The following is a 26124-nucleotide window of genomic DNA, read 5'->3' as shown; positions in this document are numbered from 1 at the left end:
TACTAAAAAGAGTAGCGATATGTAACACCCAGTTGATCAATATCCGCACTATCAAAATAGCTCAGCACAACACTTGAATCGCCATAATGTGCTTGCACACCAAGTTCAGCCCATGCACCGTCATTATTTTTTGCACCTTTAGGGTCGAAGTACTCATATCCTAAACGGGCGTATCCAGAAATATGTTGATTAAAGCGGTGCTCATACTCAGTAAAAAGGCGATAAAAATCACCTTCTAATTTCCTATGGCGCATATCCCAATCCATTTCTCCGATCCCTGCACCGAACGAGAACCTACCCTTGTTTGTTTCATAGGCAATATAGCCAAGCTCAAATAAGTTTTCGTCTAGGTCAAGATCAAACTTACTGACGTCCCCTTCTAAAGTATCTCCTTGGCGTTTTACTGTGAGACTTGTGTATATACCATTCTCAAATTCATAGCCAAAACCCAACTGGATCCCATCAGGTTCTACTTTCGATTTATCTCCAAAGTCACTTTGTGTGTAGCCAAACTCTATGAATGTCTTGTTTAATTCAGCCGCTTGTACATTTAATCCAACAACTGACAATACAATTATAAATAGCCTACTTTTCATTGCTTTACTCCTTCATTTAACGCTTGCAAAAATGGTATAGGAGATAAAGCAACGGGTCTGTATCAAAATGTCTCAATCATTATCAAGCTATAAAATTGAACGCCTTCACGGATTGACGACGAGTATCGAAGTGGTTAGAACAGGAAATGGACCAGCTTTTTACACCAGTCCCAGAGAGAATCATTTTATTAATTAGAAAGAATAACGGTAGACAAAAGCGACTTGCTCAACAACTTCACCCTGAGAAAACTCCCATGAGAAGCTTGATGACCCCCAGTGTGCTCTAATACCTACTTCTGTCCAAAGGACACTTTCACTGCTTGCGCCTTCACCATCGACAGACTCATAACCAAGCTTGGCAAAAGCAGAAAAATACTGGTTAAAACAGTGGTCATACTCAGTATAAACACGATACAGATCGGCATCATTGCTGTTGTCTTCAACACTCAAGTCTAAAGCACCAATAAAAGCACCTATAGAGAAGCGACCGCTTTGAGCTTTGTGCGCTACGTAACCCAGTTCAACTAGGTTTTCATCAAGCTCTACGTCTTGGTCAAACAAGTCGACTAGAAATGTTTCTCGGTGTCTTTTAGTATGTAGTCCTGCATATATACCGTTTTCAAACTCATAGCTTAAACTCAGCTGATGGCCCACTAAGTCGTAGTCAGTTTTATCAAAGTATTTTTCTTCTTTAAAATCTGACTTTGAGTATCCGATTTCTAGGTACGTTTTACTTAAATCTGTCGCGTGAACATTAAAACTCAAAGCCGCCAGTGCTGACAAAATAAATGCCTTTTTCATTATGTATGCCTCCATAAAACAATATGGAAATTTTAATTAAGCGCATACCGAAAAGCCGTTTTAAACTGTTGTAAAGCACATCAATATTCAGACAAAGATTGGTATTTTTCAGACAGTACATTTACATTCATTTACATAGAAGTGGGAAGATAAAAATCTAACAATACACAGAGTTTTAAAACTTAATCATAAATATCAGTTGGTTAGCTATTTTTAAGAATAAAAAGCCTTATCAATTTACTTGATAAGGCTATGGAAGATACTTGAATATACGCAGCCTCACAGCCTTTAGCACTGTTGATTAGTTTGCCTTTAGGTAGGTTTTTGCTGCATCAATAAAAACGTCTATTTTATCTTTACTTATACCAGAGTGAGTCACAAAGCGCATTCCTTGATAGCCCGGGGTAATATTAATTCCTTTACTGAACATCATCTCAGCAAACGCCTGCATATCCACACTGCTGTCTACGTCTAAAAATACGAGGTTAGTTTGGACCTCATATCCAGAGCTATTAAAGCCTGGGAGTTCGTTAATACGCTGTGCTAAATATCGTGCGTTTTCATGGTCTTCAGCTAATCTAGCTACATTATTCTTAAGTGCATAGATCCCCGCAGCAGCCAATATACCCGCTTGGCGCATCCCTCCACCTAGCATTTTTCGCAAACGCCTCGCTTTTTCAATAAACGCTCTATCACCTAATAATAATGATCCAACAGGCGCCCCCAGTCCTTTTGATAAGCACACCGTCATAGAGTCAAAGTGCTGACTGATCTCTTTCACATCAACATCTAATGCAACAGCAGCGTTGTACACTCTGGCACCATCCAAGTGCAGTATTAATGCGTACTTTTTCGTTAATGCTCTGGCTTCTTTTAAGTAATCAAGGCTTAATACTTTACCGCCTATGGTGTTTTCCAAGCTCAGCATTTTTGTCCGAGCAAAGTGAAAATCATTAGGTTTAATTGCAGCGACCACTTTATCTAAGCAAATACTCCCATCCGGCAAATTCTCGATAGGCTGTGGCTGCACTGAGCCAAGCACAGCCGCCCCACCAGCTTCATATTTATAGTTGTGCGCATTTTGGCCGCACACATATTCATCGCCTCTGTCACAGTGCGCCAGAATTGCCAATAAATTCGCCTGTGTCCCCGAGCTTACAAATAAAGATGCTTCGAAACCATGTTTTACAGCGCTATATTGATCCAACTCATTCACCGTGGGGTCATCACCATATACATCATCACCAACCATGGCATTACTCATTAATCGCCTCATATCTTTACAAGGCTGTGTCACTGTATCTGAGCGAAGATCAATCATGCAGCTTCCTTAATTAGGGTATTAGTTTTGTGATATATTCAATGAAGAATATACCACGCTAAGCTGACAAATAAATCGCAAAAGACCTCCCTATCTAATAAATAAAACCATGTAATATGTATCGTTTATAGCGGGCTTGGAAGCGGTTGCTTGTCTTCTACAATACCAAATTCCTGATTTAAAACTGGACAGGAAAGTGGTCCTTCTCTATTCGCCTGATAATCTTCAACCTGATTTAGCTCTTCTCCTTCCATCTTAATCATTTTTTCAATACCTGCGGGGGTGTATAAGATCAATACTTTTACTTCCTCCTCGGTATCATTCCTAAAACCCCGTGTCGTACCTGCCGGGCATAAAATAAATGTACCTGGCGTTGCCTGATAACTTTGCTCGGCATCAAATATAGTTAAAGTCCCACTGATCACTAAAAAAGATTCCTGTTCATTGGCGTGCGTATGAAATGGGCCGCCTTGTCCCGGCTGTATCAGCGACTCAATTAGAGAAAACTGTCCCTCAGTTTGCTCCCCACTAATCATTATCCGATACAAATTACCCGCAGACGCAAGATAACGTCCGCTATCAGGGTAATTAATGACAATGCCATTTTTATCTTTTTTCATTATTTAATCCTTTTTACTAAAAACGTATTTAAAACAGATAAGTACCACTAAGCAGCTTTACTACCAGCCCAATAAGCACCGCTGAATCGCTATGAATAAATCACAGTGATAAAAAATAATGAGAGGCTTAAACCAACACCAAATGACACATGTGCCATAAGGCTTTTCAGACGCACACTATTTGGCTGTGGCGTTTTACTTCCTGCGATCCCCATACCAAAGCAAGGCTGCATGATAAAATATGGAAAAATAACAGTGAGCGCGCCAAATACAATGGCACCTAAAGGGCTGAGAAGTGACACGTTTATCCACAACGAAGATAGAATGAAGGTAAACGCAAAAACAACACCAATTACATAATGTGCAGCCCACCCAATTATGCTTTCATGTTGCTTTGTCGCAGCTTTTACTATATTCACATGTACCAATTGACCGTGTAAAAAATGCCCCAGCCACCGCCCAACCAATGCATAATTTAATGGTTGTACGCTAAGAACGCGCTTTAAAAACACGCTCCAAATATCCATAAATAAAGTCGCGCCAACTCCCAAAAACAAAGACAAACCAATAAGATGAAGTGCACTTTCTCCCATGTACATATGTATCTCCAAATAAATATATAACCACAAAAATATTAATGCTTGGAAAACTATGCCACTTAAAGTCGACTTGAGGTCAAGAGGGGAAATAGAAAATAATGAGAAATAAAAATAACTGTAGGTTGTTAAGTAAATAGATTGAAAGAAGTGAAAATATAATTCAAAGTGCCTTTTCAGGAGAGAGAAACTGAGACAATGACTGAGTTAAATCTTCAAGCAGTATGGGTTTGGTAATATAATCATTCATGCCAGCCTCAATACAGGTTTCTCTGTCTCCTTTCATCGCATTTGCAGTTAATGCCAAAACTGGAATTGCTTTAAATTTATTGCCAGCCTCTCCTTCTCGGATCAGCTTTGTTGCCTCAAACCCATCCATGTATGGCATCTGACAATCCATCAAAACCAATTGATATGGGTTTTCACACTCTGATAGCTTATCAATTGCTTCCTGGCCATTATTTGCCATCGCCACTTTCAACCCCAAAGAGCTCAGCATTTTTTTGGCAACCAGCTGATTAACTGGATTATCTTCAACAAGCAACACCCATTCACCCGAAAAGGCCCCCAGTACCTCATCCGTACTTTGAACACTAGCCTGTCCCTTGTTCAAAGACTGTAAAAACTGTTCATAGTCATTTTGTGTAAAAGGTTTAGTGAAACGACGCGAAAACCCTAGTTCTTGATAGTGCTGACTACTTTGTAAGTCATTGAGCAAAGTTAAAATAATAGCGGTGATCGGTCTATCAATTTTAAGCTTTTTCAGCCAGCGCTCTGCTTTTTTACCCGCGACTAAATGGCTGATCACAACAAGATCTGTCTCATCATTTACATTCAGTTTTAGATCTTCAAAACTCGTAACCACGTCGACCGACTTTGCTTGTTTGCTCATCATGTTTTTCATAATGTTGGCAGTAGTAACACAGCTTTCAGCAATAATGACTGAATTAAATTGCACAAGCAGTGGCATCGATTCACGCGGAGTCGGCTGTAACAGGACTTCAAAATGAAAAGTGCTTCCCACCCCTAGTTTGCTCTGGACTGAAACATTTCCTCCCATTAGCTGACATAAGGTTTTAACAATGGCTAAACCAAGGCCTGTGCCGCCAAAGCGCCTGGTTGTAGTCGCATCAACCTGTGAAAAAGACTGAAATAATTTCTGTTGCTTTTCTTGTTCAATACCTACGCCGGTATCAGTCACTTCGCCTATCAACCTAACTTGCTCAGCTTTTGGCTCAGTTCTTAGCGTGACAACGACTTCTCCTTCACTTGTGAACTTTAAAGCATTACCGATCAAATTGCCCAGCACTTGTTTAAATCTAACAGGATCACCAACCAGCCAGCGATTATTGACATGCTCGGTATCGAGAACCAATTCTATGCCTTTACAATGTGCCGCATGTGCATGCGTTTGCACCAGTGTAGCACTTTGCTTCACCACATCAAATTCGACCTTTTCAATCTCTAGTCGACCAGCTTCTATCTTAGAAAAGTCTAAAATATCATTGATCACCACCATTAATGAATCTGCGCTCGACTTTGCTGTGATTACGTAGTTATGTTGAACTTCGCTAAGCCCCTCTTTTTCTATTAGGTCCAACATACCGATCACACCATTCATTGGTGTACGGATCTCATGGCTCATATTCGCTAAAAATTCAGACTTATGACGAGATGCCTCCTCAGCTCTTTTTTTCGCTATCGCCAATTCATGATTTGTATTTAACAGCGCTTGCTGCGCTTGCTTGTTTGCAAAGTTATGTAATTCACCGACCATGATCGCAAAGCCAAAATTAAATATTAATTGCGCCACCATGATCGTTATAAAAAACAACTGTATATAAACGCTAGTGTCCGTCAGAATATTCATCGCACCATCACTAATTGGCGCACTAATTCTAAATATCCCAGCGGTGTTTAAACAGCCTAACCCCAAAACAACCAGTGCACCAGATACTTCAAACCTATTCCTGCGATGCTCAAGCATCACCTTAACCATCCAAATAGATGTACATAGAATAGTGAAAACAGCCAGTTTTAAACGGTATATATAAGAATCGTGCCAAAAAGTGAAAACCGTTATCAACACAAGAAAGCCACATAAATATGCGGCTAGTCTCTTCCACGGCGGTCGTTTATCAACAGCGTAATACAAACCAACTAGCATCATTATCAGCGAGAGTTGGCCACACAAATTGGAGGCTATGTGTTTAAAAAAATAAGGCAAGGCATTTTGCGCCGCAAACAAACCAAAATTAGCAACGAGCAACCATGGGCCGACAGCCCAAAATACGGTTGCTTTGATATCTCGGTTTGCCATCCATAAAAAGGTCAGCGCAGTCGCAGAGGCAACAATCCCCACAGCACACATCAATAGAATTGTCTGGGTAGATAGCACTAGCATTGACGCCCAACCTTTATATTTAGTCGAAGTTGTTACTACTCAAAAAGTAGGAGAAAGCTTTGTTAAAGTAAAGATGGAATACTATAAACTTCAATAAATTACTGCTTTATTCCATCATGAAACTGCTAACGCATTTATCCACTTGGATCACAGTTTTCGCCAAATATACCCACTTTAAAATGAAAGCAAAAAGTTAAAATTAATTTAATGTAAAATAAATACATCCATGCTAGCCTAGCTTCTGTTTTTGGGAAAATTAATAAAATCATATTCTCTATCCAAAAACATAAAAACTAAAAGGAAATTTAATCATGAAATTTACAAAACTTATGCTGGTCATTGCTGCCTTTTCAGCAGCCTCTACTGCTTATGCAGACTCAAATTTAGGTGTTAGTGTTACCGAAAAACCTCGCCCAGGTGTACCGCAAGCAAGGTGGACATACATTAATATCACTGATAGTTATGGACAAAACCGAAACGCTAAATTTAATTACAGCATTTCAAACTACAACATCAATTTCGATTGGGTAACAAATGATGGATTAACAGGTGGCTGTCGCATTTATTATGATGTAAATAAAGATGCTTCGACTGTATGGGATGATCAAGTTGCGAAGCGCCGCTATGACACTACCAAGCTAATATTATCTAACCTAAAACCTGGTGATCAACTATTCGTTCAATCAGCATTTGGCCAAAACTCGGCACCGTGTGAAGTAACTGTATCACACAAAATAGGCCTTTAGATAAAGTTGAGGGTTCGCCCTCAATTTTTTTAAAACAATAAATCTCTGCTATTTTTAGTGCGAACTTATCCGTTTGTGACTATCTTTCAAATATCGCAACAAACTCAATCGTCACATGGAATTAATTGAGCTTATCTATATTAGTACTGTCACAACACCACTAAACGAACAAGAGTTAGAGTCACTGCGCAGACAATGCGCTGGGGCAAATCAGTTAAAAAGCATCTCAGGTATGCTCCTTTACGACACACATCATTTTATGCAGGTCATTGAAGGCGAAAAGCTAAAAGTAGAACAGCTATTTGAGCATATAAAACAAGATAAAAGACACACCAAGGTCGAAGCACTAATTTGCAACCCCATTGAAAAGCGTAACTTTAAAAAATGGGCGATGGGGCTGATAGACCTAGACAAAAGCCCATCATATCGTAAGGTGCGAGAGTCTCGCCCCCACCGCAGACTGCCATTGAGCTATAAGCTCCTAAAATCATTTCGCAACCACGAATTTGAAATAGAAGAGCACATCAAGCGCTCTTTTGGCAGCTAACGTCTCATAATATTGCAGTTTAAGCACAAATTTATCACGTTAGAACAGTTCTTGTGTAATTGACTGTAATGTAAAAAGTGACCAAACACTGACAAAACACATATTTCATCCATTTTTCTGTACTTTAATCCGTAATGCACATTTCTCAACTATTTATCTTTTATGGACAATATATATTTAAGCATCGCAATCGTCATTGCCGTACTGAGCCTTATCGCACTCACAAGAACAAATCAGCTGCGTAAGAAGGATTTAAAGGTCTTAAATGAACTCAAAAAGGCAAAAGACGCGCTGAGCAAATCTGTTTTGTATCATGGTACAAGTGACATACCCAACTACCTATTTTTTATGCAAAAGCTCATGAAGGTAGATAGAAAGTTCTCTAAGTTTCATGTGTCATTAATTAAGCTAGGTAAAACGCCTGTCTTTGACTCCATAGAAAGTAACCAAGAGACTTTGCAGCAGCTATTCAAAGAAGTTGGAAAATCTTGCCAACCTTTTGCGTTGGCACTGCATGACTCAGATTTTATGGTGATGGCGTTTGTTACCCATGATACAGGCTCAGATCAACAAGAAGCCGAAGAAAAGCAAAAAGAGATCCTAGAAAAACTACCAAAACAGGTATGGGTCAATAACACCCAAGTCCCCATTGATTACGCGATTTCTTCAATGAGCCTAACTGGGCAATCATCGCTATATGGTATCGATAAAGTGCAAAGAAGATTAACTTTTTCAATGAAGTACGCACTGGAGTCGCCAACAGGTACTTTTTTCCATAATGAGAAGCTGTATCAAGCTGAGATGTATAGAAAACATGTGTTACTGAAGCTCATGAACAGCATTTCTTTTAATCCCGATGACTTTTACCTTGTATTTCAGCCGATATTCAAGACAACAAACATAGATCAGCCTAGACGCTACGAAGCACTTGTTCGTTGGAGAAATACCAAAAATTTAGGCCCAAGAGCGTTCATGCCGATGATTGAAGACAAACCTGAGTTACACAGTGAGCTTACAAAAATTGTTATCAACCAAATCTATACCATGCTCAAAATAAAGCTGGACGCCCATGAGAAGCTCAAGCCAATCCATATGAATATTTCCGCCCAGCTTTTAGAAGATGACAGCTTACTGGATTATTTAAAAACAGTGATTAGAGATACCCCTTCAATTGCAGCGTTTATTACATTTGAGTTGATTGAGGGCAGTGAACTAAAACTCAGTCAAAACGCATTAAACACATTAAGAAAAATGTCGAACCTTGGCTTTAGTTTCGCGATTGATGACTTTGGCAAAGGGGAGAATAGCCATGAACTATTGGCAAGCCGTTATTTTAACTCTGTAAAAATTGATAAAAACTTCATTGCACATGTAAAAGATAAAACAGCTGAAGCACCTAGGCTAGATGCTATAATTAAAACAGCCCAAGAAAGTAGAAAGACGGTAATTGTTGAGGGTGTTGAAAATAGATTCCAATACGAATATATGAAACGCTTCCCTAATGTTTATATTCAAGGATACTTCGCATCAGTTCCTCTTACAATGAATGAGTTCTTATCTCAAGAACAAAAAGCAGCATAGAGTATTTAAATACTTGCATCAATATACCCTGCACATTATAAAAAACATGATGTGCAGGTTTTATTTTTCATCCGCCTTTAACCAAAATAAACTGCCATCTACAGAGCGCCAGGCTTTTAAGGCCCCCTTATTTATATACTCTTTTAGATCATCAGATTTATTTTTTAAATCAACAAAAGCGCTTCCCAATGCGATATTTATGACTTCCGGAAACAAGTTTTTTGTTTCTCTCTTTAAAAGGTCAGACTGGCTGTTATTGCCATTTTGAGCATAAAAACTCAAAAGGCGTGTAGCATTGTATGCAAGATCATTGCAGCCAAACTGCTCTAATGCCTGGTCTAGAGCTTTCCAATCTTTTTGAATTATATAGCAGTTATACAGTTGATAACGATTTAGGTAATAATCACTCGGGGCGATTTTTAACAAAACCTCCAATTCAACTTTAGCTGAGTCATAGTCTTCTAAATTATAGAGAAGTTGTGCTTTTCTAGTTTTCAAAATGAGATAAGGCTGAACTTCGTCTAAACTCTCAAGCTCATTAATATATTGCTCAATGAAATGAGGTGTAATCAACTCACGCTCTATAACTATCAAAAGTTCATTAACAAGCTTAAGTGTAGATGCACTATCACTGCTGAGGATATTATTGAGGTGGTTCTCAATTTTCCTTCGATTGAAGCTCGGCTCAGCGTTTAATTCATCAGCCTCGGATATACACTCTTCAGAAAAACGCATTTCATATGCTGTTTTGCTAATACAGGCCTCTAAATTTTGAAAAGCAAATACAGCTGACTCAGCAAAATCATCGCATTGACTATAGACATTTTGTGCGTTGAGGTAACTTTTAAAGCCAACCAGGGTGTTGGTTAGCTCTCTGAGTTGTAGGCGTTGTTTGTCACTTAATGTACTTTTTTTCATGAAGCCAAGCGCTTGCAACATACCAGAACAATAATTTGGCAATGGTTTATCAGCGCTTAGTGCATGTTCGAGCGTACCCTGTGTAAGGTTACACTCCTCAGGTAATGAGAAGTCACCGCGTAATACCCGCTCCATACAAGTATGATAAAACCTGAGTAAGCAACTATATCGATGATTGTGATCGACACTCCCTTCACCAAGAAGTTTAGTGATCCATAGGCTTGGTAATATTGTTTGTGGCGTTAGACCCAACCCAATAATATACCCTTCGATAAAAAATGGGTTTGGCTGTTTTTCTGATAAAGAAGACAGCTCATCTATAACTTTTTTAATGCTTTACAATCCTTAAAGCCACTTAACTTTATGTTTTTTTTAATATCATACATGACTGAATTTATTATTTACACAAAAAAATAACGTCGGGTTACAGGAACATCCAAAATAGGAAACGTTTGAACACAAAAAGAACACAAAACAAAGTCTTTAGTCTTAAAGCTATAGAAAATCTATAGATTTAGCCAGTTCAATAAAAAACAAAATAATTTTTATTCTTTATATTAAACCGATAACTTTTCGATAAAATATACTAATAGTGAAAGTACAGGCAAGGTAACTTAAGTTTTCTTTATATATGGATGCTTCAGTACTTCTAGTGCGCATTGCTCTCAAATACTTCTAACTCAGATGCAGCCTCGGGGTGGCCACCAGATGCGGCTGCTTTTAACCATTTTTTAGCTTCCGAAGAATATACATTACTGTTATGCTTTTTCAGTAAGATAGCCAGTTTGTACATCCCCTCAAGTGCAGATTCATGTGCCGCCCGCTTTAGCCATTTAATTCCTTGATTAACAGACTCAATATTACTCTCACGCTTCGCATAATAATCGCCAAGCAAAATATAGCTTCTGACATATTGCTTTTCTGCCGCACGGTGTAGCCAAGCTAGCCCTAACTCTTCTTGGTTTAAAAATAAGTTTAAAGCTCCTAAGTTATACATAGCCTCCGCCAAACCAAGCTTTGCGGAACGTTTGAAGTAATCTAGTGATAAACTTACATTTGCCGCAACGCCTAAGCCATCGCGATAAATCACCCCTAGAGCATTCAAAGCTATATCATCATTTTGTTTAGCTGCCAGTTCGAAGTAATGTCGAGCTCTAATAAAATCAACATCAACATATAATCCATGATAAAAGTGCTCACCCACAAATAATGAAACATTTATTTTCTTAGCTCTAGCTAACCTAGCAATTGCATCTATCGCTTTGTATTCACTTTTATCAACCCCCTTACCAAACCAATAAAACTCGGCAATTTTATTCAGTGCATTTACTTGCCCTAACAACACCGACGTATTGTACCAATCAAAAGCAAGCGCCATATTTGGTGATTGAATAATGCCACTTTCATATATCCTCGCTATTTCAAGTGCAGCTTCAGCATTTCCGTACTTAGCGGCGTTTTGTAGCAAGTTCATCGCATCTTGAGGCGTTTTATCTGGGATCTTGTTTGTTATTATCATGTCAGCCTGTTTAACGACACACAAAACGCATGCCTGACCCCTTCGCTCTTCAAGCAATTCAAAGGCGGCATTATCATCACCTTGCAACTGCGAAATGCACTGGCTATAACCTATTGCTGCGCTGTCTTCCCCATGTTCTATGGCTTTTTTATACATCTCACACGCACTTTGAATAGCACTGGGTGTGCCACGCGCAAAATATATATTTCCAAGATTTATCATTGCCGCCACGTTATTTTCATTTGCCGCTTGCTTATACAGCTGCATTGCTTTTGTCGAGTCTTTCTCAACACTCACTCCATTTAGATAAAGTGTAGCTAGATTATTTTTTCCGTCCCCAGAACCTGCCTCAGCAGCTTTAGAGTATAATAAAGCTGCCATATCAAAATCTTGCTTGGTCAACTCTCCTTCTTCATATATGGCGCCCAACTTAGCGAATGCATCTCCAAGCCCAAGCTCACCAGCTTTTAAATAGTGGAGCTTTGCTTTTTCGAAATTAACAGAAACACCAAAATCACCGTTTTGGTAAATATCACCCAGGAGTTCGCACGCCACTATATTCTCCTTAAGAACAAGTTCTTCAAGCAATTCGACTATAGGTAGGTCCCTCTCTTTATTACTGCGCATGCCACTTACCAAACTTTCAATACAGCTTTCTTGGCCATGCTTTGCACCTTCATAAAGATAGGGCTTTGCCATTGTCCAGCTTTCATTTAATGCAATATATGCCGCCTGGCAAAATGCTGGAGCAAAACCTGAGCGTGCTGATTGTAAATAGTACTTAAAGGCCAGCTCATCACTTTGTGTTTTTAAATCACCATGTAAATAGGCGTTCGCTAAATTAAATGCAGAGAATTGATTTCCCAACTTTGCAGCCTGCTCAAACAAAGACAGTGCAAGTACTCTATCTTTGTCTACACCGGTGCCAGTATTGTAAAGGTTAGCCAGGTTGTGCATGGACTGTGCATCTTGATGCTCAACACCTTGTTGATAGTACGAGATGGCTGTTAAGTAATCTTGCTCAACACCTTTACCCAATTCGTATAAGCTGCCTAAATTACCAAAGCTCAAGCTACCACCCAGCTCAATTGCACGTTCAAAATATGAACGTGCAATTGTATAGTCAACATCAACGCCATCCCCATTGTTATACATCATGCCCAAATTGTTTAACGCATCTGAAGAGCCATTCTTAGATGCGATTGCATACCAATGTAGTGCGAGCTCTTTTTGAAGTGTGATTCGATGAAATAAATAACCTAGTTCAAAAGCACACTCTTTGTAGCCTCGAGCGTAGCTTGTCTGAAAGTAGTCAGCCGCTTTTTCCAGATCTTTTAGTTGCTTTGATTCTCGGTAAACAATTCCCAGTCCACATAATGCTTTTATGTCTCCCTGATATGCAGCGTGGGCAAATAACTGCTGTGCTGTCTCATACCCCTTTTCTTCTTTCCAGTGCCGAATAAAAATATAACCTAACTCTGTCGCAGCTGATAACTCTCCCAATTCAATGGCTCTAGTGTACAATTCCATTGTCTTTTTAAGGTCTGCTTTTACTCCGTGACCACCTAATCGATACCACTTTGCTAAGAATAAAATTGCAGGTAAGTAATCTCTTGCCACAGCCCTAGTTGCCCATTCAAATGCAGTCCCTTCTACATATTTTTCGCCTCGACCTTGCAAGAGGTTTTTAGCGATAGCTAATTCAGCAGGCCCATATTGGTGATCAGCCAGCTCATTAAGTAATGCAAACTCAAACTCATGATCCTTCAACCTAGCAGCCTCATGTGACAATAAAAGATAGCTTTGAGCTTTCAGAGCATCGCTCGATATGCTATCTATTTGTGCAAATAACAAATGAGCATCGGTGCTTTTTTGCGAAGATTTACACCCAAATAAAAGTGTTAAAAAAATAAATATGGCTAATAGCTTCATAGAAAATCTGATCATGGAATAGGTATTTAAAGGCTGTTACAAGACAGCGACTACCCTTAACTCTAGCCAAAATTCATATATTTGGTACTAAATAATAACCAGTTCCTCATACCCTAACGATTTGCAAGCCTTAGCAAACTAGATACAATAAAAAAGCTGGTAAACAATAAGGTTATAAAAATGGATTTTAATAAAAGAATAAATGCCATGCGCAGATACAAAGAACAGTCAGATCTTTTGCTTAGCATAGAAAGTGACAGAGGACGTATTATCAATTGCGCCGCCTTACGGCGATTACAACAAAAAACACAGGTATTTCCACTAGAACGCAATGCAGCCGTCAGATCTCGACTTACACATTCTCTGGAAGTTCAACAGAATGGACGGTTTATTGCACAATCAATAATAAGAAAACTCAATCCCACCCCACGGTCAGATACCGTCCTCAGTGAAGATATTGCTAATGCATTGGTAAGCCTAGTAGAAATGGCGTGCCTAATGCACGACATCGGCAACCCGGCATTCGGTCACTTTGGCGAAGCAGCCATTAATGACTGGTTTAAACGCTTCTTTAACTCACATTCTAAGTGGCAACTCACAGGGTTGCGAACAAGCTTAGAATCACAACTAATCTCAGATTTATGTCACTTTGAAGGCAATGCTCAGGCCATTAGGGTTGTCACCACACTGGCTAACTTAAACCTAACCTACTCACAAATTGCATCCATTTTAAAGTATACGCGATGCGGCACTTCACCAAAAAATCCAAATGGCGCTAAAAGCTACTTAGCAAAGAAAGTAGGATATTATTATAGTGAAAAGAAAATAATACATGATCTTTATGATAAGCTTGAATTAACGGTAGGTAATCGACATTTAGCTGCATATATTATGGAGGCTGCTGATGACATTGCATACTGTTTAGCTGATATTGAAGATGCCGTTGTCAAAAGCTTGCTCAGTGTTGAACACCTTGTTCAACTTTTACAGAAAGAATACAGCCATCAACTTCAAAAAATGTCTTTAAACGGCGGTGAGACATTGATAAGCGAGGCCTGCGAAAAAGCACTTAAAAAGGCAAAACAAAACCCCACGAATCTAAGCACGGAGTTTTTTATTTATCTACGTGTGGAGCTCATTCACCCATTAGTAAAACATGCTTCAAATCGGTTTGTAGAAAATTTAGAGCATATTTTTGAGGGCTGTTTCAACCAAGCATTGTTAGAGGATCATAGCCATCAGCATGCAATAACCCTCACACTAAAACAAGTTGCGCTTAAACATGTTTTTTGTCACCCAGAAGTCGAAGAACTGGAGCTCCAAGGCTATAAAATTACGTCAGGCATATTAAATGAGTACTGCCGATTATTAGACACGTCTGAAGAAACATTTCAACATATCATTGCGCACAACCATGCATACCCAATAGAAGTAAGGCTTCTAAAACGTATTCCAGGGCAATATATTTCGGTTTATAGAAAAGCGATTAGTCAATTAAGCCCACAACAACAAAAAGATCCGATTTATGAGTTTTATTATCGCTGTCGATTACTTCAAGACTTTATCAGTGGTATGACTGACCAACTTGCTTACGATACATACCGCACTTTAATGGTAACCGACTAACGTCTAAATACAGTGCGGAATTAAATTCCCACTCACGAATTGATTATTTTAGTTAGGTTGCTTTTCACTCCGAAATTGGCACTAAAAAGCCTTTATCATTCTCTCGGTGCAATATCATTTAACTCTGCGATGATCCAATCTCGAAAAGCCTGTAATTTTGGCCATTCAAAATGGTTAGCAGGTGCAACCAAGTAGTAACTATACTCACATGAAAAAGCAAAATCGGGGAAAATCTCCAGCTGCCCCATTGCTACAGATTGCGCCACCATGCGTTTTCGCAATAAAGAAAACCCCTGCCCAGCCACTGTCGCTTGCTGCACCAATGCGGCATTATCGATTTTCAGATTGCTTAAAGTATGCCCTTCAAGCCCCAACTTATTACTTAGCTCCTGCCAAGCCAGTTTATTGTCTCGCCCTTCATCATAAATAAAATTGAGCTTAGCTAATTGCGGTTGAATAGGTTGGTTAGGGTCAATCACACCCGGACGGTACGCAATAACCAACTCATCTTGCGCGATCAATTCACTTTGTAACCCCGGATACTCACCCAGCCCAAAGCGGATCCCTATATCTATATCCTCATGTTTAAAATCAGCCAGTTGCTCCGTTGGATCAATACGCAATTGATATTCTGGTAAAGCGGCGTTAAAGCTTGTCAACCTAGGAAGTAACCAGCAAGTGGCAAATGACGGTAAGACCGATAAATTAATGGTACTCGGATTCGGATCAGACTTAAGAGTAGACAAGCCTAATTCTATTTGTCCAAAACCTTTGTGTAAAAATGGTAACAAGTCTTGCCCTTGTTGAGTTAAAAAAACTCGTCGAGTTTGTCTCTCAAATAATGTACATCCCAGCTGATGCTCTAAAATCCTGATCTGCTGACTAACAGCTGCTTGTGTCACAAATAATGCTTTCGCGGCTTGTTTAAAACTGCCTAATTGAGCCGCTGTTTTAAAATACCAAAGGCCTTTTAATGGGGGTGCTTTCATTGTCTTATATACTTAAGAAAAACTTAACCGTAGTTCACAATTTCTCATTTGTCAGTTTTATGAATGCACATAATACTTAACTCGAAAATCAGAGACAAAGGGAGTCTTTATCGTGAAATACGCAATTATACTAGCACTTTTATTGGTAACTTTTTCATCATATGCTGAGCAACTAGAAGTAGATAGGATATTTACAGATGCGGGTTACCCTTATAAAAACTTAATTATAAAAGCCGAAAGAGTTGAGCTCATTTATTCCGAAGAGCAAAATACAACGACCTGTCGAATACAGGTGTATGACAAGGGTCAACTACATCAAAGTGAGCAATTAGAAGTCAGCTCATACTCATTTTCAAAACAACCAATAAAAAGCTGTCTTGGAAGGAAGCGTGCCAGAGATATTCTAAGTTTGCTGTAAAGGTCATCAGTTAACCTACCACCTAGTAAACAAAAAGCTTTTAAATACCTATCAATATTTAAAAGCTTTTAAAGACTTTCATCCAATTGGTTCTATTAGGCCACATTCTCGACTTGTTGTTGACGACGAGACCAAAACGGCGAGTTTGGCCAACGCTGCTCTTTACTGTAAAACTGCTGTTTCAAGGTCAAGTATTGCGCAAACTGTTGCTCGAGATCTTGCTGATATATCGTGCGCCTTCGCTCGAAGTCAGTAGATGTCAACGAGTTGCCAATGATGCTCGCAGCTTGGCAACCAGATGTCATAGCAAATCCAAGCCCCATCGAAGAAATAGGGTCAAAAGCGCATGCTGCATCTCCAACTGGCAAGTAATTATTTATATCCATGAAGCGGTTAAAGTGTGTACCTGCGGGGCGCACCCACACATTATCATTTACACATGTCGCGCCCTCTACCCGTTTAGACATGTATAAGCTTTTACCTAGATAAGCTCGCCAGTCCCCAAACCTATTTAGCTTATGCTTTGAAATACGCTCAAAATCAGCAAAATATGTGACGACAATAAAGTCTCTAGATAATGCTGCACTATACCACCAGCCAAATTCATCACTCTCAATTAACTGCAACTGCTCAAACGACTGTTGTCTGGCTTTAAAAAATGCACCAACCCCAGTTAGGCGATCATATTGTGACAATGAAGCCCCTAATACTTTACTTAATGATGAGTTACGACCGGATGCATCAACAAGATAGCGGCAAGTTATGCTTAATTTGCCAAATTTGGGGTGATTCGCTTCGACAAGGTAACGGCCATCTTGTCGCTTCTTCACTTCTTTGCTTTTTGTCCTTGGAAATACACTCCCTCCCCGCCTGACGACTTGTTCTAGCAATGTAGCGTCAAACATATCTCGATTGATCTGGTAGGTTGCTCGGTCAGGTGCAAATATCGCGTGACGATTGGCTGACTTATCACTCCCCCAATATGCCGTATTTCCTTGTGTAGATACAAAGCAATTGGGTCCAAACTCTGACTCTGGAATATTCAAATAGGTCAATAAGGAGAAAATACTTTCAGAAACACTTTCGCCAACACGCAATCGTTGCAAGTCAGATTGCTCAATTATTACTACCGATAATGCTGTGTGATTAAGCAAGTTTAACGCGGTGCTGGCCCCACTGGGACCGGCACCAACAACCAGCACATCACATTCATGTGCTTGCATCATATGAATTACCGCCTTGAACGCGTACCACTACGCGGTACTTTCTTGATTGCAGGTTTGGCAGTGATCGGTTTTGCCATTTTCTCTTCCAGACCTTTAAGTAAAGATTTGGCTTTAGAGCAGCCTGCAGAAAGGTGCGTTTTCACATCATCCGGAATGTAAAATACGGGAATGTCTGTACCATCATCGCCAGGGTTGCCAGTAATATCTGACACTGGTACGTCTTTATATGCGAATAATTGGTGATTTCGCTCTGATTCTGTGAAAAATGGAAAGTGGGGCTCTTGCGTATTTTGATTACGAATAAAACCAAGTGCTGACCAATGCTCAACCATTTGCACAAAGCTATTAATACCACGCGCATAATTCACCTGTTGACCAGCTGGCAAATGTGTCACAGATTGATCGTCATATTGATTGGTCAAAACATCCCACGGGCTTTGCGGCGGCCACCAGTAACTATAATAAGTCGGAGCAAGTGGGACCATATTGGGGTCCGCCTCATTGCCTTCATTGACTTTATTGACAGTGGGTTCTGTAAAGTTGACATTTTGAATGGTGCAATTGAAAAAGTCAGCCTGCCACGGGCACGCCATACGCTTGGTTAAGTCTCCTGGTTGACAACCGCCACCTTCACACTCATCACGCTCTGGGTCCAAACCACTAGGGAAGCCATTGCCCATACTTTGATCTTTAATCACATAAGGTGCCGCATAAACCACTGGGTTTTGCATACTCCAAGTCACCTCTATCCCTGGACACATAGGTAAACCAACACAGTTCCCCACACTGCCTTGATCCGCATAAAATATCCCAAATGCATCCTGCGCAGATGTATTCGCCACAGGCTTTTCATTTGAGAATTTACCCTCAGCCCACTGACTCAACAAAAAGTATTGGGTTTGTGTCAGTGTTAAAAATTTATCGACAATATTGTCTTCGGCATTACTCACTGAGTTGCTGCCCGAGTTGAGAGGCATTAAAGGAATATGGCCCTCAATTCCATGCTCGAACAATTGTTGATTGGTTTGCTCAGATGGCGGGGTTTGCAAAACAGTTGCGGGGTCAACGGGCTTTCTAAAGTAATTGAAGTAAGCCTCTCGGTTTGCTTTGTTATCTTCAGAGTTATCCTTAAAATCAAATATATTTGAAACAAATGCCGACATAGACTGCACGTTTGAAACCCACTGATAGCGACTAATACGCTGAATAATAGGCTCTATATCCCGGTAATAACTCGCCTGATAACTTGTTTGAAATTCTCCATTGCTATACATCTCTGGGCATAAATTTTGGCTTCGTATTGCAACGTCAAACATGGTATCGCTTAAGTTAGAAATATTGACGATCTCTGGTGCAAAGTCAGGCGACCCAACAATGACCCATGCTGACAACTTTAATTCTTTTCCATCGTCAAACGTGACTGTGCAATAAACTGTGCCATCAGCGATATCATCATGCCAAGTATCAGCGCCACCATAAGACTCAAGCGGCTCATTGCCACCAGCATTACCGTAACCACCAATGACAACTAAGCGACCTTCGCTGTCTGTTAAGATATTACCAAGCGTTTCAACCTCCGTGCCCTGGCACGGTTTTGGAGGAAAACTCACTGGATAATTATCAGGGGCACTGGCTTCATCAAACGTTGCCTGTGCATTGGCACCAGAAATTGTTCTTGGGCCGGGATCAATAATTAATTGGCGACGATCATCCGCGTCTTTATTTCGCCAAGGAGTCCCTCTTTTGCGATAGCTGTTATCTTCTCCAAACAACAAATTGCCTTGGAGTTCATTAAATTCGTACCATGCCGCTTTTTTATTTGCGACATGAACTGTCCAAGTAATGGCTTTTACATTGTCACTCGAAAGTGTCAATTCGTTATTATTCTCATCGATAATTTTGAATGGCTGACCTTGCCGGCGGATCCGCCCTTCAGCATCCTTAAATTGACTCACCGGACTATCGATTTTATTTCCCGATTCATCGGCTTCAAATGGCAAGCCACCAATTTGATCTGGCGCTAAATAAAACTGACCTTTGCTATTTCCAAGCCGGGCTACGCCTACGGAAGGGTGTAGAGAATAGTTCATATTTATATCCTTTAGATACTTTACTACTGCATAAAAAAACGCACCGATAAACAAAATAAGGCCTTGGTGCGCACTTATTTCGCTGAGATACAGCTCCAGCAGAGTAAAATAAATGTAGCACTCAGGTTAATTTATGCACGTATAGATTCTATAAATAGTTAAAGTGAACAATTAAAGAACCCCTAATGTATTGATAAAAATAAATTAAAAGTAATCAAAATACGTAAAGATGTGAGACCCCATTAGTCACAATGTTGTCATCAAAAGCGATGAGGCTTGATGTCACGGTTAATAAACGAAGAGAATGCTTGGTTCAGAGTTGGATAATGATTATTAAAAATAGAACGAACCTGTGCGCTATCAAGCACACCACAAGGCTCTGACTGCTCGAGCAACATCAGCTCTTTTAAGCTCGTTTTTCCATGATTAGAAGACATTAAAAAATGCACGAATGCCCAGCTACTCCGATATAATATATCAGGTTTAAACGAGCGCCATTTCGTTTCAGCCTCCATCAGTTGATGAGGGCTCATCACTTTCCCCTGCAAAGACCCATTGCGAGATACATGATCGAAAGATGCCACTTTTCCAACCTGCATTGAGACATCTATAAATTCAAAATACTCCGCAAGCCCCTCATTCAACCAACGTGGTGAATAGCCGATAACTGCTTGGTTAATTGCATGCACAGCTTCATGGACAGCTGTACGCATGGTTGCTTCATATGACCTTTGCTCTAATAACGCGGTGTTTCTGATACCAAAGTAAATCCCAACATTGCCTGTTGGATCTCCTCCTAAGCTTCTAACAGCACGTTCATAGGCTCCTCTTGTCGGCAATACAATAATCTTGAGCTTTACTTTGCGCATCGCACTTAAACCCAAAAGACTGGTATAACCCCTAAATAATGACTTGAGTTTAGATCTGAGTTTATTTCTAAATTGATTTGATATTGCTCCACCTGAAATTTCTAGTGCAAAATAATCAAGTGCAAGACCACTTTGTGGTTGATAGGCAATCGCACCTTGACTTGGCTTTTTATCGGAATAATTTCGGACCCCTTTACTATCTACCCAAGTATAAATCCCATTTTCTACTCGGTATTTAACTGCCCTGCCAATATCAGTTTGACATGAACCAAAGCGCCTTAAATTATCCAAATGTGCCACAGGACTGTGGCGTGTAATGTGTGGTTTAGGATTAGCTGTTTGTTTTAGCTCAGCACTTGTTGTTTGCAAAGTACTGTCAACGGCAATATCTTGTTTAGCACTTGAAAGAGAGTCGGTAAGCCAAAATTGACGACCATCGAAAAATAAATATAACAGTACAGGCAAACAGACAGCACTGGCCTTCACAATAACGCCCATCCATGAATTCATCGTATTTTTTCATTCCTTTAGATTTTATGCTTACATGCTCACTCAATGTTAAGTTATTTAAACCATCAAAGCCAAGGGCCAACCTCATTCTTGAACTTGGCATTATCAAAAATTTAGAAATAACTCTCTGCTCAAAAAGACAATTAAACCCACTGAATGGTATTTTATATAAATGGACTTCAATAGCTGGAACAGGGAAGCTTTAATCCAAAGGTTATCCTTCCACACTTTTAAAAACAAAAAATTAACCTGTTGAATATTTTGTTAACCTTTGCTATTTTCACATGGCTACAATAAAAACATTAATAAAGGAGTTAAAAATGAAAGTTAAGTTAAACAAAAAGCCACTAAAACAACTATCACAAAACAAGGCAGAATTACCAGCAGAAGCAACACCTCAAGTAGCCGGTGGTACTTCCTATATTACGTTTTGGGGCACTTCATGTACCACTTGCCCTATCTTAGTATAGTTATAGGGCTCTAAATTAAGGCTAAGTCATTTATACTTGGCCTTTAAAATAAGCGTAAAGCCTTTTCTCTTGTTAAACTTTGCTATTTTCACATAGCTACAATAAAAACATTAATAAAGGAGTTAAAAATGAAAGTTAAGTTAAACAAAAAGCCACTAAAACAACTATCGCAAAATAAAGCAGCCTTACCATCAGAAGCGACGCCTAAAGTAGCAGGTGGTACTTACCTAACGTTTTGGAATACGTCATGTGACACTTGTCCCATCATAGTATAGTTTTAAGACTATGTATTTAGGCTAAGTGGTTCGCACTTGGCCTTTTTAATAAAGCCCCACTTACTTAGCTTTCCTTTTAAACTTTTTTCAATAAATACCCATAGCAGTTCCTGATTAAATTTTAAACATAAAAACAACTGGGCTACGGGTTAGTAATTTAAAGACAAATAGATAAATAGATAAATAGATAAGGCTATATCGGAATAAAACTGAACACACAATCCTGTATTGAATTTAGCAATCTCAAAACTGGAATACATTTTTAACTATAAATACTCATTTTGTTAGGACTTGCTGTTCTTGTTTTTTATGCCAAGTTCGGCATATCATTAAGCTAAACACACCGCTTGCATAGGTGATTAATAGCGGAGCCTGAGTCGCTGCATCTTCTGCATACATAAATACATTTGACAAAATCCACGCGGCAACCGCACCTAGCATCAACCACACCGTTGCAGATATCAATTTATACTTTGGCGCAGTAAAATAACCTGTAAATACGACACAGGCTGCTGCAACCGCGCCGATTATTGGCTTTTTCCATAAACCAAAAAAATCAGCAATAACTCCAACCACTGTAGCCGACACTAAAAATACACCAACTACAATCAAAATTGATAGAAAAAAACGCAGTATCAGGCTCATATTAGGTCCATTGGAGCTTAGCTAGATAATTACATTATTTATCTAAAAGTAGCTATAAATCACTCCCATGACAAATAAAGGCCTCTTTAAATTGGTTCATCCGTAGTTAACTCTCACAGAAATATAGCTGGAAAATATACATAACGTTGCTTTTACCATAAAAAGCAAACTCCAGTATAAGTACCAAAAGATATGACTTACACAACTGAAAACAGCATCAAAAACAACCATAAAGGACTATTTTGGTAGTTACTGCTTAATATTTTTATGTGAATTTAAATAAAAACTGTCATATTTATAGAAAAAGGCGTGTTATGTATAGACAACACCTCAAGAATGAGCGTGTTGAAAAGTCCAAAATAAGGAAAATTATGCTTAAAAAATCACTCGTCGCATTTGCATTCGTCACCATTTTAGCTGCATGTAACCACACTAGTCAGCAAACAAGTGCATCAACAACCAAACAAACCGTCGCAAACTTCAATACCTATTCGGCAGAAACTTTTTTTGATACAACACGTATTATGGGCAGTGCTTTTAGGGCTGATGCTCAGAAAGTACTTATCAGCTCTGATGAATCTGGCGTGCTAAACCTATATGAAGTTGATGTTAAATCAGGCGAAAAAACCCAGTTAACTCAATCTACAGAAACAACTTATCCAATTAGATACTTCCCGAACGATAATCGCATTTTGTTTACGCGTGATAATAAAGGTAACGAACGCTTTCATTTGTTTGTCAGAGAGGTCGATGGTCAAACTCAAGACCTCACCCCGGGCGATAAAGTAAAAGCTAGATTCGCTGGGTTTTCACAAGACGGTAACCAGTTTTATTTGCTCAGTAATAAACGTGACGAGCGATTTATGGATCTATACAGGTACGATTCAAAGACCTATGAAAACGAGCTCATATATAAAAATGATCAAAATTTAAACGTGCAAGCTTTGAGTAAAACCGAACGCTTTATCGCTTTATGGAAGAATCACGGTAATAAAGATACAGATCTGTTTTTACTCGACTTAACAAAGCCAGACGCCCCTTTAATTGAAATATCAAATGTATCACATGAGGCTCAGTTTTCGGCCTCAGGTTTCTCTAAAGATGATAAATACTTTTACTACGCCACCAATGCTCACGGCGAATTTTATCAACAATGGCGTTATGAGGTTGCCACAGCACAACACACCCAATATATTAAAAAGAATTGGGATGTCAGTTTTTTATACTTCTCTGACTCAAATAGATACCGTGTTATGGGAGTAAACGCAGACTCGAGCGTTAAAGTAACAGTAACCGATTTAAAAACAGATAAAGACATAAAGCTGCCTCAACTACCTGCTGGTAGTATAAAAGGCGTGAACTTCTCTGATGATGAAAAACTTATGTCTTTTCATTTAAACTCAGATATATCCCCGAACAACTTATTTGTTTGGGAGGTTGGTAGTGACTCAGTCAAACAGCTTACTTCTTCGCTAAGCAAGGATATTAACCCTGAGCACTTAGTCGAGAGCACCATTGCTAGGTTTAACAGCTTTGACGGCCTAGAAATACCAGGAATACTTTATAAACCTAAACTTGCCAGTGCTAACAATAAAGTCCCTGCTATGATTTATGTCCACGGAGGCCCTGGCGGGCAAAGTAGAACAGGTTACAGTCCACGTATTCAACATTTGGTGAACCAAGGTTATGCTGTGTTCGCCATTAACAACCGAGGCAGCTCTGGGTATGGTAAAACCTTCTTCCACTTAGATGACAAAAGGCATGGTGAAGATGATCTGCAAGATATGGTATGGGGTAAAAAGTATTTACAACAGCTTGGCTGGGTAGACCCTGAGCGCATCGGGATCATGGGAGGCAGCTACGGCGGATATATGACGGCCGCCGCACTGGCATTTGAGCCAGAAGAATTTAAAGTCGGAATTAACATTTTTGGTGTAACCAACTGGGTAAGAACACTAGAGTCTATCCCGCCTTGGTGGGAGTCTTTTAGAAAATCATTATATGACGAGCTTGGCGACCCAGCTGTTGATGGTGAAAGACTACACCGTATCTCGCCTCTATTCCACGCTAAAAACATCACTAAACCGCTTCTAGTCGTCCAAGGTGCAAACGACCCACGCGTACTGCAAGTAGAAAGTGACGAGTTAGTAGAAGCCGTGCGCAGTAACAATGTGCCTGTGGAATACATTTTATTTGAAGACGAAGGCCACGGTTTTACTAAAAAACAAAACCGTATTGAAGCATCTCAAGCCTATCTCGATTTCTTAAAGCAACACCTGTAGTTTTAATAGGCTGCTTGTAATTATTCAGGCAGCTCAGAGAGCAAAGCCCGCATAATAGTGCGTGCTTTGCTGTTTTGGATATGTCGTACTGATCACTCTTAACCAAGCTACGTCACCCTGAACTCACTTCAAGGCCCATAACCCTCTCAAACATGAATTGCGGCGCAAGCCCGCAACGACGAGGGTACGATAGTGCAACCTATAAAAACCCACAACACTACCCCCAACTCCGTCACCCTGAACTCGCTTCAGGGCCCATACCCCCCTAAAACATAGATTGCGGGTCAAGCCCGCAACGACGTGGGTGAGTAAAGCGCTGCTTGTTTAAACTCGCTAAACACAATCAACCATCAACTCACTAAAACCAACAACCCCAAACCCGTCACCCTGAACTCGCTTCAGCGTCAATTTCCCATTCAAATAGAAAGAAATTTATACACACAAACAAGTATGCTCAACATTTTCAAGGAGCGAAATATGCAACCAAGTGTATACATACTTGCATCGAAACCATATGGAACCATTTATATTGGAGTGACGAAGGATTTAAAAACGCGTGTATATCAGCATAAAAATAATTTAACCAAAAGCTTTACGAGCCAATACAATGTGCATAATTTGGTTTATTTTGAATGCTACGATTCAATCACAACAGCCATTGCACGCGAAAAGCAGCTTAAAAACTGGAAAAGAGCATGGAAAATTCAATTGATCGCGTCGTTTAACCCTAAGTGGCAAGACCTATATCACAAAATATAATCGACTATATTTCCGTTTCTACTCACGAAAACCCACAACACTATCCCAAACACGTCACCCTGAACTCGCTTCAGGGCCCATAACCCCCTCACATATGGATTGCGGGGCAAGCCCGCAACGACGAGGGTGAGCAAAACGCTGCTTGTTTAAACTCTCTAAACACAACTAAACATGTAGCCATTCCGTAAAACCAACAACACGCTCCCCAATCCCGTCACCCTGAACTCGCTTCAGGGCCCATAATCCCCTCAAACATGGATTGCGGGGCAAGCCCGCAACGACGAGGGTGAGCAAAACGCTGCTTGTTTAAACTCTCTAAACACAACTAAACATGTAGCCATTCCGTAAAACCCACAACACTAACCCAACCCCCGTCACCCTGAA

22 protein-coding genes are annotated in these 26124 nt (G+C 39.8%); 9 read left to right on the top strand and 13 right to left on the bottom strand.

The window, feature by feature from the left end:
- Nucleotides 1-2: 2 nt before the first annotated feature.
- The 6 genes from L1077_RS08920 to L1077_RS08895 form a co-directional block, all read right to left on the bottom strand.
- Nucleotides 3-596 carry a hypothetical protein gene (locus tag L1077_RS08920; protein ID WP_237136517.1) on the bottom strand — a complete coding sequence of 198 codons (594 nt, stop codon included), beginning with the start codon at nt 594-596 and terminating at the stop codon, nt 3-5.
- A 192-nt stretch (nt 597-788) separates the two neighbouring features.
- Complete coding sequence (locus L1077_RS08915; RefSeq protein WP_237136516.1) at nt 789-1397, bottom strand: hypothetical protein; 609 nt, start codon at nt 1395-1397, stop codon at nt 789-791.
- Between the two features lie 301 nt (nt 1398-1698).
- Complete coding sequence (ltaE, locus tag L1077_RS08910; protein WP_237136515.1) at nt 1699-2718, bottom strand: low-specificity L-threonine aldolase; 1020 nt, start codon at nt 2716-2718, stop codon at nt 1699-1701.
- 125 nt (nt 2719-2843) lie between these two features.
- Nucleotides 2844-3338, bottom strand: a complete 495-nt coding sequence (locus L1077_RS08905) for a cupin domain-containing protein (RefSeq protein ID WP_237136514.1) — start codon at nt 3336-3338, stop codon at nt 2844-2846.
- An 89-nt stretch (nt 3339-3427) separates the two neighbouring features.
- Entirely contained in the window at nt 3428-3937 is a 510-nt protein-coding gene (locus L1077_RS08900) for a DUF2938 domain-containing protein (RefSeq protein WP_237136513.1), read from the bottom strand.
- A gap of 160 nt (nt 3938-4097) precedes the next feature.
- Nucleotides 4098-6338 carry a response regulator gene (locus tag L1077_RS08895; RefSeq protein WP_237136512.1) on the bottom strand — a complete coding sequence of 747 codons (2241 nt, stop codon included), beginning with the start codon at nt 6336-6338 and terminating at the stop codon, nt 4098-4100.
- Nucleotides 6339-6649: 311 nt separating this feature from the next.
- On the opposite strand from L1077_RS08895, the gene L1077_RS08890 reads away from it, so the two are divergent.
- The 3 genes from L1077_RS08890 to L1077_RS08880 all read left to right on the top strand — a co-directional run bounded on the left by L1077_RS08890 (nt 6650) and on the right by L1077_RS08880 (nt 9212).
- A complete protein-coding gene (locus tag L1077_RS08890; protein ID WP_237136511.1) occupies nt 6650-7084 on the top strand; it encodes a hypothetical protein in 435 nt (144 codons plus the stop codon).
- A 115-nt stretch (nt 7085-7199) separates the two neighbouring features.
- Nucleotides 7200-7631 (top strand): BLUF domain-containing protein, encoded by a 432-nt coding sequence (locus tag L1077_RS08885; RefSeq protein WP_237136510.1) that lies wholly within the window; start codon nt 7200-7202, stop codon nt 7629-7631.
- Nucleotides 7632-7793: 162 nt separating this feature from the next.
- Nucleotides 7794-9212, top strand: coding sequence for an EAL domain-containing protein (locus L1077_RS08880; RefSeq protein WP_237136509.1), 1419 nt, complete (start codon nt 7794-7796; stop codon nt 9210-9212).
- A 60-nt stretch (nt 9213-9272) separates the two neighbouring features.
- On the opposite strand, the gene L1077_RS08875 is transcribed toward L1077_RS08880, so the two are convergent.
- A complete protein-coding gene (locus tag L1077_RS08875; protein ID WP_237136508.1) occupies nt 9273-10130 on the bottom strand; it encodes a hypothetical protein in 858 nt (285 codons plus the stop codon).
- Between the two features lie 649 nt (nt 10131-10779).
- Nucleotides 10780-13581: a tetratricopeptide repeat protein gene (locus L1077_RS08870; protein WP_237136507.1), complete on the bottom strand. Its 2802-nt coding sequence runs from the start codon at nt 13579-13581 to the stop codon at nt 10780-10782.
- 180 nt (nt 13582-13761) lie between these two features.
- On the opposite strand from L1077_RS08870, the gene dgt reads away from it, so the two are divergent.
- Nucleotides 13762-15207: a dGTPase gene (dgt, locus tag L1077_RS08865; RefSeq protein WP_239032937.1), complete on the top strand. Its 1446-nt coding sequence runs from the start codon at nt 13762-13764 to the stop codon at nt 15205-15207.
- Nucleotides 15208-15302: 95 nt separating this feature from the next.
- On the opposite strand, the gene L1077_RS08860 is transcribed toward dgt, so the two are convergent.
- Nucleotides 15303-16196, bottom strand: coding sequence for a LysR substrate-binding domain-containing protein (locus tag L1077_RS08860; RefSeq protein WP_237136506.1), 894 nt, complete (start codon nt 16194-16196; stop codon nt 15303-15305).
- A gap of 112 nt (nt 16197-16308) precedes the next feature.
- Here L1077_RS08860 and L1077_RS08855 point away from each other — a divergent pair, with 112 nt between their 5' ends.
- Nucleotides 16309-16614, top strand: coding sequence for a hypothetical protein (locus tag L1077_RS08855; protein WP_237136505.1), 306 nt, complete (start codon nt 16309-16311; stop codon nt 16612-16614).
- Between the two features lie 95 nt (nt 16615-16709).
- Here the strand turns inward: L1077_RS08855 and lodB are convergent, their stop codons facing one another.
- The 3 genes from lodB to L1077_RS08840 all read right to left on the bottom strand — a co-directional run bounded on the left by lodB (nt 16710) and on the right by L1077_RS08840 (nt 21309).
- Complete coding sequence (gene lodB / locus L1077_RS08850) at nt 16710-17840, bottom strand: lysine-epsilon-oxidase maturase LodB (protein WP_237136504.1); 1131 nt, start codon at nt 17838-17840, stop codon at nt 16710-16712.
- A gap of 5 nt (nt 17841-17845) precedes the next feature.
- Nucleotides 17846-19930 (bottom strand): CTQ-dependent lysine 6-oxidase LodA, encoded by a 2085-nt coding sequence (gene lodA, locus L1077_RS08845; protein ID WP_237136503.1) that lies wholly within the window; start codon nt 19928-19930, stop codon nt 17846-17848.
- A 260-nt stretch (nt 19931-20190) separates the two neighbouring features.
- On the bottom strand, nt 20191-21309 hold the full coding sequence (locus tag L1077_RS08840; protein ID WP_237136502.1) for a hypothetical protein: 1119 nt from the start codon (nt 21307-21309) through the stop codon (nt 20191-20193).
- Nucleotides 21310-21629: 320 nt separating this feature from the next.
- On the opposite strand from L1077_RS08840, the gene L1077_RS08835 reads away from it, so the two are divergent.
- The gene (locus L1077_RS08835; protein ID WP_237136501.1) at nt 21630-21779 is read left to right on the top strand and encodes a hypothetical protein; all 150 of its coding nucleotides are present in this window, start codon (nt 21630-21632) and stop codon (nt 21777-21779) included.
- Between the two features lie 128 nt (nt 21780-21907).
- Nucleotides 21908-22054 (top strand): hypothetical protein, encoded by a 147-nt coding sequence (locus L1077_RS08830; RefSeq protein ID WP_237136500.1) that lies wholly within the window; start codon nt 21908-21910, stop codon nt 22052-22054.
- 276 nt (nt 22055-22330) lie between these two features.
- On the opposite strand, the gene L1077_RS08825 is transcribed toward L1077_RS08830, so the two are convergent.
- Nucleotides 22331-22699, bottom strand: coding sequence for a hypothetical protein (locus L1077_RS08825; protein ID WP_237136499.1), 369 nt, complete (start codon nt 22697-22699; stop codon nt 22331-22333).
- A 371-nt stretch (nt 22700-23070) separates the two neighbouring features.
- Between L1077_RS08825 and L1077_RS08820 the strand changes: the two genes are divergently transcribed.
- Both L1077_RS08820 and L1077_RS08815 read left to right on the top strand, forming a co-directional pair.
- Entirely contained in the window at nt 23071-24981 is a 1911-nt protein-coding gene (locus tag L1077_RS08820) for a S9 family peptidase (RefSeq protein ID WP_237136498.1), read from the top strand.
- Between the two features lie 477 nt (nt 24982-25458).
- A complete protein-coding gene (locus L1077_RS08815; RefSeq protein ID WP_237136497.1) occupies nt 25459-25740 on the top strand; it encodes a GIY-YIG nuclease family protein in 282 nt (93 codons plus the stop codon).
- Nucleotides 25741-26124 lie beyond the last annotated feature (384 nt).

This window comes from Pseudoalteromonas luteoviolacea, assembly GCF_021654285.1.
GTDB classification, from domain to species: Bacteria; Pseudomonadota; Gammaproteobacteria; order Enterobacterales; family Alteromonadaceae; genus Pseudoalteromonas; species Pseudoalteromonas luteoviolacea_J.
This window is presented reverse-complemented; position numbering and strand designations above follow the sequence as displayed.